At 63.7% G+C, this 13,104-nt stretch carries 18 protein-coding genes and 1 pseudogene; 14 read left to right on the top strand and 5 right to left on the bottom strand.

Annotated elements, in window-relative coordinates; translation table 11 throughout:
* The first annotated feature begins 13 nt into the window (after positions 1-13).
* The 5 genes and pseudogenes from Q1U94_RS08330 to Q1U94_RS08310 form a co-directional block, all read left to right on the top strand.
* A complete protein-coding gene (locus Q1U94_RS08330; protein WP_300543309.1) occupies positions 14-430 on the top strand; it encodes an MAPEG family protein in 417 nt (138 codons plus the stop codon).
* Positions 427-795, top strand: a complete 369-nt coding sequence (locus Q1U94_RS08325; protein ID WP_300543308.1) for a DUF3088 domain-containing protein — start codon at positions 427-429, stop codon at positions 793-795. Before Q1U94_RS08330 ends, Q1U94_RS08325 begins: the two co-directional genes overlap by 4 nt.
* 56 nt (positions 796-851) lie before the next feature.
* Positions 852-1,391, top strand: a complete 540-nt coding sequence (locus Q1U94_RS08320; protein ID WP_300543306.1) for a DUF2867 domain-containing protein — start codon at positions 852-854, stop codon at positions 1,389-1,391.
* 27 nt (positions 1,392-1,418) lie between these two features.
* Complete coding sequence (locus Q1U94_RS08315) at positions 1,419-2,135, top strand: hypothetical protein (protein ID WP_300543304.1); 717 nt, start codon at positions 1,419-1,421, stop codon at positions 2,133-2,135.
* A gap of 12 nt (positions 2,136-2,147) precedes the next feature.
* Positions 2,148-2,732, top strand: a pseudogene (locus Q1U94_RS08310) (RsmB/NOP family class I SAM-dependent RNA methyltransferase); the annotation flags it as partial.
* Here the strand turns inward: Q1U94_RS08310 and Q1U94_RS08305 are convergent.
* On the bottom strand, positions 2,729-3,325 hold the full coding sequence (locus Q1U94_RS08305; protein ID WP_300543303.1) for a YceI family protein: 597 nt from the start codon (positions 3,323-3,325) through the stop codon (positions 2,729-2,731). The pseudogene Q1U94_RS08310 and the gene Q1U94_RS08305 sit on opposite strands and share 4 nt — an antisense overlap.
* Before the next feature lie 228 nt (positions 3,326-3,553).
* Here Q1U94_RS08305 and guaA point away from each other — a divergent pair, with 228 nt between their 5' ends.
* Both guaA and Q1U94_RS08295 read left to right on the top strand, forming a co-directional pair.
* On the top strand, positions 3,554-5,128 hold the full coding sequence (gene guaA, locus Q1U94_RS08300; protein WP_300543302.1) for a glutamine-hydrolyzing GMP synthase: 1,575 nt from the start codon (positions 3,554-3,556) through the stop codon (positions 5,126-5,128).
* Between the two features lie 3 nt (positions 5,129-5,131).
* Positions 5,132-5,851 (top strand): hypothetical protein, encoded by a 720-nt coding sequence (locus Q1U94_RS08295; RefSeq protein ID WP_300543301.1) that lies wholly within the window; start codon positions 5,132-5,134, stop codon positions 5,849-5,851.
* Between the two features lie 246 nt (positions 5,852-6,097).
* Here Q1U94_RS08295 and Q1U94_RS08290 read toward each other — a convergent pair whose 3' ends face one another.
* Complete coding sequence (locus Q1U94_RS08290; protein ID WP_300543299.1) at positions 6,098-6,907, bottom strand: hypothetical protein; 810 nt, start codon at positions 6,905-6,907, stop codon at positions 6,098-6,100.
* Positions 6,908-7,427: 520 nt separating this feature from the next.
* Here Q1U94_RS08290 and Q1U94_RS08285 point away from each other — a divergent pair.
* Together Q1U94_RS08285 and Q1U94_RS08280 are read left to right on the top strand one after the other, a co-directional pair.
* On the top strand, positions 7,428-7,637 hold the full coding sequence (locus tag Q1U94_RS08285; RefSeq protein WP_300543298.1) for a cold-shock protein: 210 nt from the start codon (positions 7,428-7,430) through the stop codon (positions 7,635-7,637).
* Between the two features lie 113 nt (positions 7,638-7,750).
* The gene (locus Q1U94_RS08280; protein WP_300543297.1) at positions 7,751-7,975 is read left to right on the top strand and encodes a hypothetical protein; all 225 of its coding nucleotides are present in this window, start codon (positions 7,751-7,753) and stop codon (positions 7,973-7,975) included.
* Here Q1U94_RS08280 and Q1U94_RS08275 read toward each other — a convergent pair.
* A complete protein-coding gene (locus Q1U94_RS08275) occupies positions 7,972-8,577 on the bottom strand; it encodes a glutathione S-transferase family protein (RefSeq protein ID WP_300543295.1) in 606 nt (201 codons plus the stop codon). The two genes, Q1U94_RS08280 and Q1U94_RS08275, sit on opposite strands and share 4 nt — an antisense overlap.
* 72 nt (positions 8,578-8,649) lie before the next feature.
* Between Q1U94_RS08275 and Q1U94_RS08270 the strand changes: the two genes are divergently transcribed.
* Positions 8,650-9,348 (top strand): YafY family protein, encoded by a 699-nt coding sequence (locus tag Q1U94_RS08270; RefSeq protein WP_366917277.1) that lies wholly within the window; start codon positions 8,650-8,652, stop codon positions 9,346-9,348.
* A 31-nt stretch (positions 9,349-9,379) separates the two neighbouring features.
* Here Q1U94_RS08270 and Q1U94_RS08265 read toward each other — a convergent pair whose 3' ends face one another.
* Positions 9,380-9,859, bottom strand: a complete 480-nt coding sequence (locus Q1U94_RS08265; RefSeq protein WP_300543293.1) for a glutathione peroxidase — start codon at positions 9,857-9,859, stop codon at positions 9,380-9,382.
* Between the two features lie 84 nt (positions 9,860-9,943).
* Positions 9,944-10,381 (bottom strand): helix-turn-helix domain-containing protein, encoded by a 438-nt coding sequence (locus tag Q1U94_RS08260; RefSeq protein WP_300543291.1) that lies wholly within the window; start codon positions 10,379-10,381, stop codon positions 9,944-9,946.
* 75 nt (positions 10,382-10,456) lie between these two features.
* Between Q1U94_RS08260 and Q1U94_RS08255 the strand changes: the two genes are divergently transcribed.
* The 4 genes from Q1U94_RS08255 (at position 10,457) to Q1U94_RS08240 (ending at position 13,081) form a co-directional block, all read left to right on the top strand.
* Entirely contained in the window at positions 10,457-11,314 is an 858-nt protein-coding gene (locus tag Q1U94_RS08255; RefSeq protein ID WP_300543290.1) for a class I SAM-dependent methyltransferase, read from the top strand.
* On the top strand, positions 11,311-11,829 hold the full coding sequence (locus Q1U94_RS08250; protein WP_300543289.1) for a DUF2938 domain-containing protein: 519 nt from the start codon (positions 11,311-11,313) through the stop codon (positions 11,827-11,829). Before Q1U94_RS08255 ends, Q1U94_RS08250 begins: the two co-directional genes overlap by 4 nt.
* Positions 11,830-11,875: 46 nt before the next feature.
* Complete coding sequence (locus Q1U94_RS08245) at positions 11,876-12,085, top strand: SlyX family protein (protein ID WP_300543288.1); 210 nt, start codon at positions 11,876-11,878, stop codon at positions 12,083-12,085.
* Positions 12,086-12,157: 72 nt separating this feature from the next.
* Positions 12,158-13,081: a hypothetical protein gene (locus tag Q1U94_RS08240; RefSeq protein WP_300543286.1), complete on the top strand. Its 924-nt coding sequence runs from the start codon at positions 12,158-12,160 to the stop codon at positions 13,079-13,081.
* The last annotated feature ends 23 nt before the right edge of the window (positions 13,082-13,104 follow it).

Raw genomic sequence — 13,104 nt, 5'->3', positions numbered from 1 at the left:
CGGGAGTTATGCGATGAACACAGCTTTTCTCTATCCGGTCCTGGTGCAGGTGGCGCTGACCTTCGCCCTGGTAATTGCGACCGGGCTGACGCGGACCGCGGCGATCCGGCGCGGTGAGGTGAAAGTGTCCGAGGTGGCGCTGGGGCAGAAGACGTGGCCGAAACGGTCGATGCTATTCTCCAACGCCTACCAGAACCAGCTGGAGACGCCGATCCTATTCTATGCGGGCATTGCCTTTGCCGGCGTTTACGATGTGGCAGGTCCCGTTCTGCTGGCCCTGGCCTGGGTCTGGGTGTGTGTTCGCCTGGTGCATGTGGCGATCCACATCACCACCAATCACATGCTGCACCGCTTCATGGCCTTCCTGGCCGGCGTGCTCGTGCTCGCCGCATTCTGGACCGTCATGGCGATTGAGGTAATCACGCGATGATGACGGACCAGCCGATGATCGACATGTCGAAAGACGTGCTTTTCCTGCTCACCGGACAGTGGGACGATGCCGAAGGCGGCCCCTGGCTGTGCGCCGATTGCTGCACGATGGAGGGCGCGCTGGCGGTCAATCCGCACTGGGCCGACCGCATCACCGTGGTGCGCATCGACCATCCCCGTCCGCGCACCGAGATCGTCGCGCTGCTGGACGACGACCACCAGAACGCACCGACGCTGATTCTTGCCGAAGACAGCCACGCCCATGAAGAGCCCGAGGCTGTCGTGAACGAACGGCGCATCTACACCGACCCGGCAACGATCTGCCGCCAGCTGGCCGCCGCCTATGGCGGAGCGCGTCCGAAATAGGGGGCTGCGGCCGCAGGTGTATCCTGCGGGCAGGACCGGCCCCGGGAGTTTGCCGCATGCCCCGCAAGGATACACCGCCGCCCGGCAGCCTGATCGGTGCCTATATCGCGCCGTGCGATTATGTGGACTGCTACAGCATCTCGCTGGATGGCCGCCCGGACCTGCAGAACTGTGCGCCGTATGCCTTCGCCGAGCATTTCGGCACGGTCGAGTTCGGCTGGTCCAACGCGCTGATCGCCCTCCGCGATGCGCTCGTCGCCCCGCTGGGGCTCAAGACGACCGGCCAGCTGCGTGCCGAGGGCGGGGGCAAGGCGCCGCACGAGAAAGGGCCCGGCGACCGGGTGAATTTCTTCCGCCTCTATGCGCTGGAAGCCGACGAGGTCCTGCTGGGGGAGGATGACCGGCACCAGGATTTTCGTCTATCAGTGCATCGCACGCGCGGTGCGGCGGCGAAAGTCGTCATGACGACCTGCTGCAAGCGTCACAACGGGTTCGGATACGTCTATCTGGCGCTCATCCTTCCCATCCACAAACAGCTGGTGAAAGCCACGCTCAAAAAGGCGATCGCGCTGCCGCTCCGCATGCCGGAGACGTGACGGCCGGCCGCAGACCGGGACAGGACCATGAAAGACGGCGCCCGCATTGCCGCGGCCATCGAGATCCTCGACACATTGCAGCGCCAGCACCAGCCGGTGAAGGATGCCGTGCGCGACTGGGGCAAGGCGCATCGTTTTGCCGGCTCGGGCGACAGGGCGTGGATCGGCGGGCTGGTTCTGGATGCGCTTCGGCACCGGGCCTCGATCGCCCACGCGATGGGCGGCGGTTCGGCGCGGGCCCTGGCGCTGGGCACGGCCGGCCGGATCTGGGGGCTCTCGGCCGACGGGATCGACGCGCTGTTCGAGGGCGACGAGCACGCGCCGGACCCGCTCACTCCTGCCGAACGGGACGGGCTCTCCCGCGATATTTCGGACGCCCCGCTCCACATTCGCGGCGATGTGCCTGAATGGCTGGAGGAAAGCCTTCTGCGGGCCTTTGGCGAGGCCGCGGCGGAGGAGGGGCGGCTCCTGTCCTCACGCGCCCCGGTCGATCTTCGAGTGAATGAAGTAAAGGTCGATTTCGACAAGGCTTTCAAAGAGGTGTCGTCGAAACTGAAGGCTGCGGAACCCGCCTGCCTGGTGCGCTCCGCCATCCGTATTCCCCAGCGCGATCCGCGCGGCAAGGCAGCGGCCGCCGAGAGTATTCCCGCCTATGGCAAGGGCTGGGTGGAGGTGCAGGATATCGGTTCCCAGCTCGCCGCCCTGGCATCGGGCGCCCGGCCGGGCCTGCAGATCCTGGACTAGTGCGCCGGCGCCGGCGGCAAGACGCTCGCCCTGTCGGCGCTCCTGATGAATACCGGACAGGTCCATGCCTGGGACATCGACTGGCGCCGCCTGCGCGCTATATGGCCGCGTCTGAAACGCGCCGACGCGCGCAATGTCCAGGTGCATGACGGCAAGGAAAACGAGGTATTGGGCGATCTTCCTGAGAAGATGGATGTCGTTTTCTGCGACGCGCCGTGCACGGGCACGGGAACCTGGCGCCGCCGCCCCGACGCCAAGTGGCGCCTCAGGCCCGCCGCCCTGGAAAAACGCATGGCCGAACAGGATGCGGTGCTCGATGGCGCCAGCGGCTATGTGAAGCACGGCGGCCGTCTCGTCTACGTCACCTGCTCTGTCCTGCCCGAGGAGAATGAGGACCGGATCACGGATTTTCTGGCGCGCACGGACGGCTTCCAGCCGGTGCCTGCGCTGGACGTGATGGAGGCTACGGGGCAGCTCGCCGATGGCGCCCGGACCGTCCTGGAAGCGTGCACGGGCGCCCATGGCGCGCTCCAGCTCTCGCCGGCCCGAACGGATACGGACGGCTTCTATATCTGCGTGATGGAGCGGCGCGGTTAGCCGCGTTCGAATACCAGCGAAAACGTCACCGGCGTGACCGGTGTGATCGAGGGAAGTCCGGCCAGGTCCTGCAGGGTTGCGAGACCGTCGCCGAGGCCGAAATCCCCGACATGAAGGGCGACCGGCGCGGCACTTTCCACCAGTACGCGGGTGCCGTTGAGATCGGTCACCACCACATCCGCGGCCAGGGGCACGCTGGCTCCGTGCAGGTCGAGCGTGGCGTCGACGGCAAGCGTGGTGCGTTCGCCCGGGGCCAGTTCGGCCAGTGTTGCCAGGTCAATCCGGGCGGTGATCCGGGCCTGCGGAAAATCCGCGACTTCGAAAAAGTGTTCGCGCATGCGTTCGTCGCGGATCCCGATGCCGGTATCGACACTGGCCAGATCGATCACCAGTTCGGCCTCGCCGCCCGGGGCGACGGAACCGGACAGATCCGTGAAACGGTGTGTTTCGGCCACGTCTCCGGCCTTGATCGAGACGAAGTTGAGACGGGAGGCGCTGCCATCGAGAACCCAGTCGCCCTGGGCGGCCGGTTGCGAGCAGGCTGCCAGCAGGACGAGGCTGGCGGGCAGGACGGCAAGGCGGAACGGATACATGACGGGCTCCCGGTGCGGCTTGGACAGCCCAAATCTGAGCCCGCCGGAGGACGGGTTCAAGGTCCAATCGGTCCGGAAGGGGCAGAACCGGTCATTTCCCGTCCCTGTGCCGCTGGCCTCTAGCCATTCGCGCTGACTCGCGCTATCGGGCCGCATGCTGACTTCAACTCGGCCATCCCCCTTGAAAATCGACCTTTGGGAAACCCGCGCCTGCGGGTCTGTGCGCGCATGACCGACGACATCATTCACGAAAACCACCAGAAGCTCCTGATCATCGACTTCGGCAGCCAGGTGACCCAGCTGATCGCCCGGCGCGTGCGCGAAAGCGGGGTGTTCTGCGAGATCCACCCCTATAACCGCGCCGACAAGGCCTTTATCGACGATTTCGATCCCAGGGCGATCATCCTGTCGGGGTCGCCGCATTCCACGCACTGGGACAATTCCCCCCGCGCCGACGAGAGCGTGTTTACCCGCGGGATACCGGTGCTGGGCATCTGCTATGGCGAACAGACGATGTGTGCCCAGCTGGGCGGATCGGTGGAAGCCTCCGACGATCGCGAATTCGGCCGCGCCGACATCACCCTGATCGAGGACAGCCCGCTGTTCGAGGGGTTCGGACCCGTCGGTCACGAAGAACGCGTGTGGATGAGCCATGGCGACCGCGTCTCGGCCCTGCCGCCGGGCTTCAAGGTGATTGCCAGGTCCGGCCATGCACCCTTTGCCGCGATCGCCGACGAGGACCGCAAATTCTATGGTGTGCAATTCCACCCGGAAGTCGTGCACACGCCGCGCGGCGCCGCCCTGCTGAGGAATTTCACCCACACGATTGCCGGCCTTTCCGGCGACTGGTCGATGGCCTCCTTCAAGGACGAGGCGATCCTGAAAGTCCGCGAACAGGTGGGCGACAGACGAGTGATCTGCGGCCTCTCCGGCGGCGTGGACAGCTCGGTCGTCGCCGTGCTGTTGCACGAGGCGATCGGCGACCAGCTGACCTGCGTCTTCGTGGATACCGGCCTGATGCGGCTGGGCGAGGCGGAGGAGGTGGTGACCCTGTTCCGCGAACACTACAACATCCCGCTCATCCATGCCGATGCGGAAGACATGTTCCTCAAGGCTCTCGACGGGGTCGAGGATCCGGAAGTTAAGCGCAAGACGATCGGCAAGCTCTTCATCGACGTGTTCGAGGAAAAGGCGAAGGAGGCCGGCGGCGCCGATTTCCTGGCCCAGGGCACGCTCTATCCGGACGTGATCGAAAGTGTTTCCTTCGATGGCGGTCCCTCCGTCACGATCAAGTCGCACCACAATGTCGGCGGCCTTCCCGAACGCATGAATATGGGTCTGGTGGAACCCCTGCGCGAACTGTTCAAGGACGAGGTACGGGCGCTGGGCCGTGAGCTGGGCCTGCCCGAAGCCTTCGTCGGCCGTCACCCCTTCCCGGGGCCGGGCCTGGCCATCCGCATCCCCGGCGCCGTCTCGAAGGAAAAGGCCGACATCCTGCGCAAGGCCGACGCGATCTATATCGACGAGATCCGCAAGGAAGGCCTCTATGACAAGATCTGGCAGGCCTTCTCGGTCCTCCTGCCCGTGCGCACCGTCGGCGTGATGGGCGACGAACGCACCTACGACCATGTGCTGGCGCTCAGGGCGGTGACATCGGTGGACGGCATGACGGCGGATTACTACCCGTTCGAGCACGATTTCCTCGGCCGCGTGGCAACCCGGATCATCAATGAATGCCGCGGCGTGAACCGGGTGGTGTATGATGTGACCAGCAAGCCACCGGGGACGATTGAGTGGGAGTAGGGGATGGATCGATCCGAAGCTTTGGTGAAAGTCTTTTTGGAACGTCAAGGTTGGGCGAAGATTGAGTACGAGCCCGACGGAAATGTGCCCCCTGATTTCGTTTGTGATGGCTCGCTTGCTGTAGAGGTGCGCCGAATTGATCAACTGGTGCAGTCGTCAAGTGGGAAGGTTGCGAGTATAGAAGAAGCGGCCGTTCCGCTGTGGAAGACGGTGCGTCAAGTTCTTGAGAAGTTTGAGACGAAAGGGCGTGCCGACAGCTACTTTGTTTTGATTAAATTTGATCGCCCTCTGCCAAAGCGAAAGGTCCTTCAGAGCGCTCTAGTTCAAACCTTGAATGAGTTTCTTGCTGGTGACTTCGCAACGTCTACCTGGCAGCGTGTGGCGGGTACTGTCCAAGTCGAAATCGTAAAAGCTTCAAAGCCTTTGGGGCGTCAGTTCGTCTTGGGCGGGGGTTTTGATGATTCATCTGGTGGGTGGCTCTTGGAAATCCTTTCAAAGAGCGTCGAGCACGCCATTCAGGAAAAGAGCAAAAAAATTGCACCTCGCAAACAAAAGTACCGCAATTGGATGCTCGTACTCGTAGATCACGTGGCCCATGGACTCGATGATTTTGACCGAGAGCTCTTCAAGGACGCCAAGGTCGACAAAGGGGTATTTGACGAGGTCATCCTAATCCCTCCAAACCCTGACCGGATTGAAGAGCGAGCGTACGTTATCCCGTAAACGGGTAAGAAAGCGGACTGGGGTCCATAAACTCATTTTTCTCTAGAGACTTGCAGCGGGGATCGTGCCTGCTTCTGGATCGGTTTGTATGGCCCGGCGGTGCATCCCGCTTTTACGGATCATCTGGGCGAAATGACGCCGAGGTGGAGTGAGATAGGAAGTCTCACCCCGCGTCTCATCCGCTGCGTCGAAGAGGGGGTTTTGGGGTCGCGTGGTCACGAAGATCACCAATAGTGGCGCGCGGGTTCAGTCCGAACGATGGCGCATCCCCTGTCGGAGTCGTTTGATATATTGACCATCTACGAGAGAATTAGCTTCCAGTTCGAGAATGCAGTTTCCTAGCGTGGCGATAGTTTCGTCCGATAGCTTGAAATTATCAGGAATTTCAAAAGGAAAGTCTTCTAGAAGTTCATCGATATCGACCAGAAGTGCCTTGAAGAAGTCTGCTTTCGAGTTTCTTTGGCTTCTAGTGACCGCCTCGGCAACCGCGTTATTGGCGTTTGGTACGCTTTCAGACGCGTCAGATGCGATCGCCATGCAGCATTCCTCCACCGTCGGCCAGTACTTATAGTCGAACCGTGCGCGAAGTGCGAGTAGGGGCTCGCGCAGGTGGAATTTATATACATAATTGTTTTTAGACGCCTTCTCTATTACGTTTACTATATTGTGTAGGTTGCCTATTGAAAAATGTGATCGATTATTTATGATTTTTCTTTCGTGAATCAAATTGGCCAATTCTTTTGCGGCGGATTCAATTTTTAGATTGATGCTCTCGAGTTCCTTGCGATCTTGTCGAGCCTTTGACCATTCTTCAAGACTCCATAATTTGCCTGCACGTGTGACTAGCTCCAAAATTTCTTTAAATGCCTCCGGGTAGTCAGCTAGCTTCGAAAAAATTTCGAGATAAGCCCCCTCTAGCTCACACCGTCTCTCCAAAAATAGATCGATGGTCTGGTTTTGGCTGGGACATATGGAGTGTTGGATATTGTACGCCTTAGATTCATGCAGAATTTTTTCGCATTCTGAAGTCGCGTGCTCTCTCGATATGGCTTTCATGATGACCTCTATTACCTTTCGCCCGATCAAGATAATCCAGAAATCTACGCAGTTCGGTACCTGAAAGAACTCATCTTTCCACGAACTGAGGTACCTATCTGAGAAAAGCCGGTGACGCTCACCGATTTGCCCACCACTGTCATCCCGGATGGATGCCCTGCGTAGGCAGGGCGGAAGTCCGGGACCCATAGACTCGCTTTCTTCCGGATGTTGGCAGCGGCAGAACCGCGCCTGCCTCCGGCCTACGCTCGCGTTTATGGGTCCCGGCACTACGGCCCGCATGCGCGGGCCATCCGGCCGGGATGACAGTGGGAGGCGATTTCGCCCCCCAAAAAAACAACCGCCTTGTTTCGGACACAGTCCCGGCCTATATGTCCGTCATCGAACTTGATTGACGAAACTTCCGGGCGCGGTTTTTCGCCCCCCTGACGCTCTTCCTTCCAATTTCGACACTTCGGGTATCTGTCGGCACACGGCCGACCGGGCCCACCTACACGTGACTGATTGAAAGGATCTCGTCATGGCTACTGGTACCGTTAAATTCTTCAATACCACCAAAGGCTTCGGTTTCATCGCTCCGGAAGATGGCTCCACGGACGTCTTCGTCCACGCCACCGCCGTCGAGCGTGCCGGCCTGCCGCCGCTGTCCGAAGGCCAGAAAATCTCCTTCGACGTCGTCCAGGACAAGCGCTCCGGCAAGAGCGCCGCGGACAATCTGGAAACCGTCTAGGTATCCGGCGCATCCGGCGGCTGGTTGCCGGCGCGCCGGATCGGCAATCGGAAAGGCCGGGCATCAGCCCGGCCTTTTTGTGTTTGTCAGACCCTTTTCAAGGAGACCGCTTCATGGTCGACAGAACCGAGGCCGATAGCCTCTTCAAGCTGAAATCCCCGACGTCGAAGTCGAAGGCCGACATCACCGACGCCACGGTGCGCGAATATCTCAAGGAAGAGAGCGATGCGCGCACGGCCCTGACGAACAGGCTGCGCGCCGCCCGCCTGGCCCGCGAGGCCGAAGCGCCCGAACCGGCCGCTCCGAAGCGCCGCAGCCCGCGCCGCGCCGGGTCCTAGCCCGGCTGCAGCGCCGCCGCATCCCGTTCGGCCGTCCGCCTTGCTGCCGGCCGGTCGGCACAGCGGGCCACCCAGTCGCGGATTTCCGGATTGTCCGGCAGGAGGTCGGAGAACCACTGGAAGGGGCTGGAGCATAAAAGATCGGCGGCGGAATATTGCTCGCCGAGCAGCCAGGGGCCTTTCTTCAGCGCCTCGGTGAGGCGGGCAAGCATCGTGTCCATGTCCCGCAGGCTGGCAGCGATCGCAGGGTGCGACAGGCCGGCCCAGTGCAGGATGAAGACCGGCTCCATCACGCCCTGATAGTAGAACAGCCATGACAGGTACTCGCCGCGCCCGGGTTCGCCCTCGATCGGGCCCAGGCCGGCCTCGGGATACGTGTCGGTGAGATAGAGCATGATGGCGCCGCGTTCGCGCACCGTTTCGGCCCCGTCGACCAGATAGGGCACCTTCTTTTCCGGGTGGGGATTGGCCGGGTCGGGCTCACCGCTTCCATCCCGGCGCGGAATGCTCACTTCGCGGATCTCCACATCGGCGCCGAGCTCGTCGATCAGGGTGACGATGCCGGAGGAGCGGCTCATGGGGGAATGATAGAGAGTGGGCATGGGGTTTTTCCTTTGGTTGGCGATGCCCGTGTTCTAAACCCGTACTGCTGACAGATTACGGCAGGAGGGATGATGGCGCGCACCGACCGGCTGATGCGTCTGATGGACACGATGCGGCGCCTGCCGGCGCCGGTCACCGCTGCGCGCCTGGCCGAAGAGACCGGCGTATCCCCGCGGCAGCTCTATCGTGACATTGCCACGCTGCGGGCGGGCGGCGCATTGATCGACGGGGCCGCGGGCGTCGGCTACACGCTGACCGAGGATCCGGCTCTGCCGCCGCAGAGTTTTTCGCGACTGGAGATCGAGGCGCTGACGCTGGCCGTCGGCGGACTGGAGCGGATAGGTGACGCGGCGCTGACGGCCGCCGGCCGCGACGCGCTCGCCCGCATCATCGCCACGCTGCCGGACAGCCAGTCGCGTCAGGCCCTGCATTCGGTGATGCGCGCCTGGTTTCCCGCCGGCCACCGGCCGCCGGTCCGGGTGGATATGGGCATGCTGCGCGAGGCATGCTGGGAGGAAACCTCCCTCATCATGACCTATCGCGACCTCAAGGAGCAGCGCACCGAGCGTACGATCTGGCCGCTGGGTCTGTCCTATGGCGAGGAAACGCTGATGCTGCTGGCTTATTGCCGGCTGCGGCAGGATTATCGCGTCTTTCACGTCGCCCGGATCGAACGCCTGGAGCGCGGCACGGAGAGTTTCCGGCCGCGGCGTGTCGGCCTGTTGCGCGAATACGTGGCGCTGCGGCGACGGCAATCGGCATTGTCCTGACGGCTGCCGGCCGGCCGGCAGCCTGGCGGATCTAGAGCAGGGCCTCCACCGCCCCGCGGAGCTTTTCCGGGGTCTCCTGCGGGCCGAAACGCTTGACCACATGGCCGTCGCGATCGACCAGGAATTTCGTGAAATTCCACTTGATCGCCTTCGAGCCCATCAACCCCCTGGCCTCGCGCTTGAGGAATTCATAGAGCGGGGCCGCGTTCTCGCCATTGACGTCGATCTTGGCGAACATGGGGAAGTTCACGTCATAGGTGAGCTTGCAGAAATTCGCGATCTCCCCGGCATCGCCCGGCTCCTGATTGCCGAACTGGTTGCACGGAAAGCCCAGCACGACGAGGCCCTTGTCCTGCAAGTCCTTGTGGAGCGTCTCCAGCCCCTCGTACTGCGGTGTGAAACCGCATTTCGACGCCGTGTTGACGATCAGCAAGACCTTGCCGCGATAGTCGGCGAGGGCGACCTCCTTGCCGTCGATACCGGTCGCCGTGAAGTCGTAGATGGAAGCCACACCACATCCTTTCCGTGATCCTCAGGCGGGCATATTCGACTGCTGCGGCCGCGGCGTCGAGCCCGCCGGTGTGCGGCCGGCCCGTCAGCCGCGCCGCCGCGGCGCCGCCGACGGCACCGGTTCGCCCAGTCCGCCCCGGACGGCGATCCGCATCAGCCGCCGGAAGGTGGGGCATTCCAGATGGCTGGGCGCCTTGCACCCGGCGGCGTGGCGCAGCCCCTCACGCATCGCGGTCAGCTGGTCGATGGTGCGGCCGATCTCTTCGGCCTTTTCGGCCAGGCGGCTGCGATCGATCCGCGGCTCGCCGCCGGGACCGAACATGCCGCCGATCTCGTCGAGCGAGAAGCCGGCGGCCCGGCCCAGTGCGATCAGGGCCAGCCGGTCCAAGATGCCGGGGTCGAAGAGGCGTTTCAGTCCACGCCGCCCGATCGAGGCTACAAGCCCCTTTTCCTCGTAATAGCGCAGGGTTGAAGCCGGAACGCCCGACATCCGGGCGACCTCTGCAATGTCCAGATCCCGCATGCTTGACCTCAAGTTGACTTGAAGTGGCAGGGTGCGCGCAATCCGTCCCGATCACAAGCGCAAAAGGAGGCTGGCATGGACGACAACGGCAATCTGGCGGAAGACCACTCGGCCCTGTGGAACGGCGTCGCCGGCCACCAATGGGTCGAAACGCAGGCCCTGCTCGACCGGATATTCAGCCCCCTGGAGGATCTGCTCGTCGAAACCCTGCCGGCCGGCCGGGGCGAAAGCCTGCTTGATATCGGTTGCGGAACCGGCAGCACGGTCCTTGCCGCGGCCGGGCGGCTGGGTCCCGCAGGCCGGGCAACGGGCATCGACATTTCCCGTCCCATGATCGATGCCGCCCGGCAACGGGCGGAAAAGGCGCGCATTGCCGCCGACTTCATCTGTGCCGATGCCCAGCGCTACCGGTTCGAGCCCGAGGCCTATGACCGGATACAGTCGCGGTTCGGTGTGATGTTCTTCGACGGGGCAGTGGAGGCTTTCTCCAATATCAACCTTGCGTCCACGCCCGGTGCGCCCATGCGGCTGCTGGCCTGGCGCTCGCCGGCGGAAAACCCGTTCATGACGGCTGCTGCCGAAGCGGCCGCACCGCTCCTGCCGGAACTGCCGGAATTGCAGCCGGATGCGCCGGGGCAGTTCGCCCTGGCCGATGCCGGGCGGACCCGGAACATGCTCGCTGCGGCACGCTGGCAGGATATCGATATCCGTCCGGTCGACACGCCTTGCCGCTTCGACGCGGCCGAACTTTCCACATATCTTGCCCGGCTCGGTCCGGTCGGCCGCATCCTTCCCGGCATCGAGCCCGGCCGGCGCGAGGACGTACTGGCCGCCATCCGGCCCGCCTTCGACCGCTATGTCAGCGGCGGCGAGGTGAGGTTTACCGCAGCCTGCTGGCTGATCGAAGCGCGCGCAGAGGGGAAACGGGCATGACGGCCCCCGGTCCGGACTGGATCGCCATCCCGGCAATCGGCCTTGCCGCAACAGCGGTGATGGATGCCTGGGCCTGGCTGCGCCGGAAAGTCTTCGGTGTGCCGCCGCTGGACTATGCGCTGGTGGGCCGCTGGCTGGGGCATATGAGGCATGGCCGCCTGGTCCATCGCCCGATATCGGCATCGCCGCCGGTCAGGCACGAGCGGGCACTGGGCTGGATTGCCCACTACGCCACCGGGATCGGCTTTGCCGGCATTCTGGTCGTATTGTGGGGGCCGGGCTGGCTTGCCGAACCGCGGCTCCTGCCGGCGCTGATCGTCGGTACCGGCAGTGCCGTGGCCCCGTTTTTCCTCATGCAGCCCTGTTTCGGAGCCGGCATCGCCGCCAGCCGCACGCCGCGCCCGGGCCTTGCCCGTCTGCACACTCTGGTCACGCATGCGGTTTTCGGCCTGGGGCTTTATGCCGGCGGATGGGCGCTTAACCGGCTTGCAGCCGGCCCCGCTGTGACCCTATGAAACCCTGCGACCTGGTCGCGGACACACACAGCCGGGAGGAGCCGGAATGACGGAAATCAGGACCGACCGTCTCGAGCGGCTGGAAAGCCATCTGGCGCACCAGGAATTGACGCTCGAGGAACTCAATCAGGTGGCCGTCGAACAGCGACAGGAGATCGCCCGCCTGACGCGCCGGATCGACAAGCTGATGTCGCGCATCGACATGCTGGAGGAACAGGCGCCGCTGCCGGAGGGCCGGACCCCGCCGCACTATTGACGGCCGCGGCGGGCCTTGTTTCTGCGAACCATTTGCAGTACGCCGGGAAATCCTTTCGTCCCGGAGAATTCGATGAAGACCCTGATTGCCGCTGTTTCCGCCTCGCTCTCCATGGCCGCGACGGGCCAGGCGCAGGACGATGATTTCGGCGTTCTTGTCATGGCGCATGGCGGTAGCGAGGCCTGGAATGCCTCGGTGGAGACCATGCTCGCACCCGTGGCCGGAGATCACAGGCTCGAACTCGCCTTCGGCATGGCCGATGCGGTCAGTCTGCAGCAGGCGGTCGACCGGCTGGAAGAGCGCGGGGCCGAGCGGATCGGCGTGGTGCGCATCTTCATCTCCGGCGAGAGCTGGCATGAGCGCACCCGTCGGATCCTCGGCCTGGAGCCGGGCGCGCCGGCGCGGCCGCAGGACTGGCAGGCGGCGACGGGGCATCACGGCCACCGCATGGAGTACTGGCGCCTGGAGAGCGATGCCGATTTCGCCCTGACGACCCGGGGCCTCGCGCAAGCGCCGGAAATGGGTGCCGTTCTGGTCGAACGCGTGCGGGCCATGAGCGAGGACCCGGAAAACGAAAGCGTCCTCATCCTGGCGCACGGACCGGGTGACGACGCCGAGAATGCGCGCTGGATCGAGTGGATCGATGCCCGTGCCGACGCGGTGCGCTATGCCATGCCGGTGCGCGAGGTGCGTGTGGAGACCCTGCGCGAGGACTGGCCCGAGGCGCGCGCGGCTGCGGAGGTCCGTATCCGGGACTGGGTCGCTGCGGCGTCGCAAGACGAGGGCCGGGTCCTGGTCGTGCCCTACCGCCTGTCCGGTTTCGGGCCCTACGGCGAGGTGCTCGAAGGTCTGGACTATGTCGCGGAAGGCCGCGGCCTCCTGCCCAGCGCGGCCGTCGCGGACTGGGTGCGCCGCCAGATCGCCGAGCTGGAAGCGGGCACGTTCGAGACACCGGTGCCCGCATCCGGGCGAGGCGAAGCCATGGACGGTCACTAGCCGGGCGGCCGCGCAATTACGGG

It is taken from the genome of Maricaulis sp. (assembly GCF_030149515.1).
In the GTDB taxonomy this organism is placed as follows: Bacteria; Pseudomonadota; Alphaproteobacteria; order Caulobacterales; family Maricaulaceae; genus Maricaulis.
Note: the sequence above shows the minus strand (reverse complement) of the source record. Positions and strands in the feature narration are given on the sequence as shown.

Excerpts from the sequence above, each read along its gene's own strand:
- Q1U94_RS08330 (WP_300543309.1), top strand. The coding sequence starts at position 14 with ATGAACACAGCTTTTCTCTATCCGGTCCTGGTGCAGGTGGCGCTGACC.
- Q1U94_RS08325 (WP_300543308.1), top strand. The coding sequence starts at position 427 with ATGATGACGGACCAGCCGATGATCGACATGTCGAAAGACGTGCTTTTC.
- Q1U94_RS08320 (WP_300543306.1), top strand. The coding sequence starts at position 852 with ATGCCCCGCAAGGATACACCGCCGCCCGGCAGCCTGATCGGTGCCTAT.
- Q1U94_RS08315 (WP_300543304.1), top strand. The coding sequence starts at position 1,419 with ATGAAAGACGGCGCCCGCATTGCCGCGGCCATCGAGATCCTCGACACA.
- Q1U94_RS08305 (WP_300543303.1), bottom strand. The coding sequence starts at position 3,325 with ATGTATCCGTTCCGCCTTGCCGTCCTGCCCGCCAGCCTCGTCCTGCTG.
- guaA (WP_300543302.1), top strand. The coding sequence starts at position 3,554 with ATGACCGACGACATCATTCACGAAAACCACCAGAAGCTCCTGATCATC.
- Q1U94_RS08295 (WP_300543301.1), top strand. The coding sequence starts at position 5,132 with ATGGATCGATCCGAAGCTTTGGTGAAAGTCTTTTTGGAACGTCAAGGT.
- Q1U94_RS08290 (WP_300543299.1), bottom strand. The coding sequence starts at position 6,907 with ATGAAAGCCATATCGAGAGAGCACGCGACTTCAGAATGCGAAAAAATT.
- Q1U94_RS08285 (WP_300543298.1), top strand. The coding sequence starts at position 7,428 with ATGGCTACTGGTACCGTTAAATTCTTCAATACCACCAAAGGCTTCGGT.
- Q1U94_RS08280 (WP_300543297.1), top strand. The coding sequence starts at position 7,751 with ATGGTCGACAGAACCGAGGCCGATAGCCTCTTCAAGCTGAAATCCCCG.
- Q1U94_RS08275 (WP_300543295.1), bottom strand. The coding sequence starts at position 8,577 with ATGCCCACTCTCTATCATTCCCCCATGAGCCGCTCCTCCGGCATCGTC.
- Q1U94_RS08270 (WP_366917277.1), top strand. The coding sequence starts at position 8,650 with ATGGCGCGCACCGACCGGCTGATGCGTCTGATGGACACGATGCGGCGC.
- Q1U94_RS08260 (WP_300543291.1), bottom strand. The coding sequence starts at position 10,381 with ATGCGGGATCTGGACATTGCAGAGGTCGCCCGGATGTCGGGCGTTCCG.
- Q1U94_RS08255 (WP_300543290.1), top strand. The coding sequence starts at position 10,457 with ATGGACGACAACGGCAATCTGGCGGAAGACCACTCGGCCCTGTGGAAC.
- Q1U94_RS08250 (WP_300543289.1), top strand. The coding sequence starts at position 11,311 with ATGACGGCCCCCGGTCCGGACTGGATCGCCATCCCGGCAATCGGCCTT.
- Q1U94_RS08245 (WP_300543288.1), top strand. The coding sequence starts at position 11,876 with ATGACGGAAATCAGGACCGACCGTCTCGAGCGGCTGGAAAGCCATCTG.
- Q1U94_RS08240 (WP_300543286.1), top strand. The coding sequence starts at position 12,158 with ATGAAGACCCTGATTGCCGCTGTTTCCGCCTCGCTCTCCATGGCCGCG.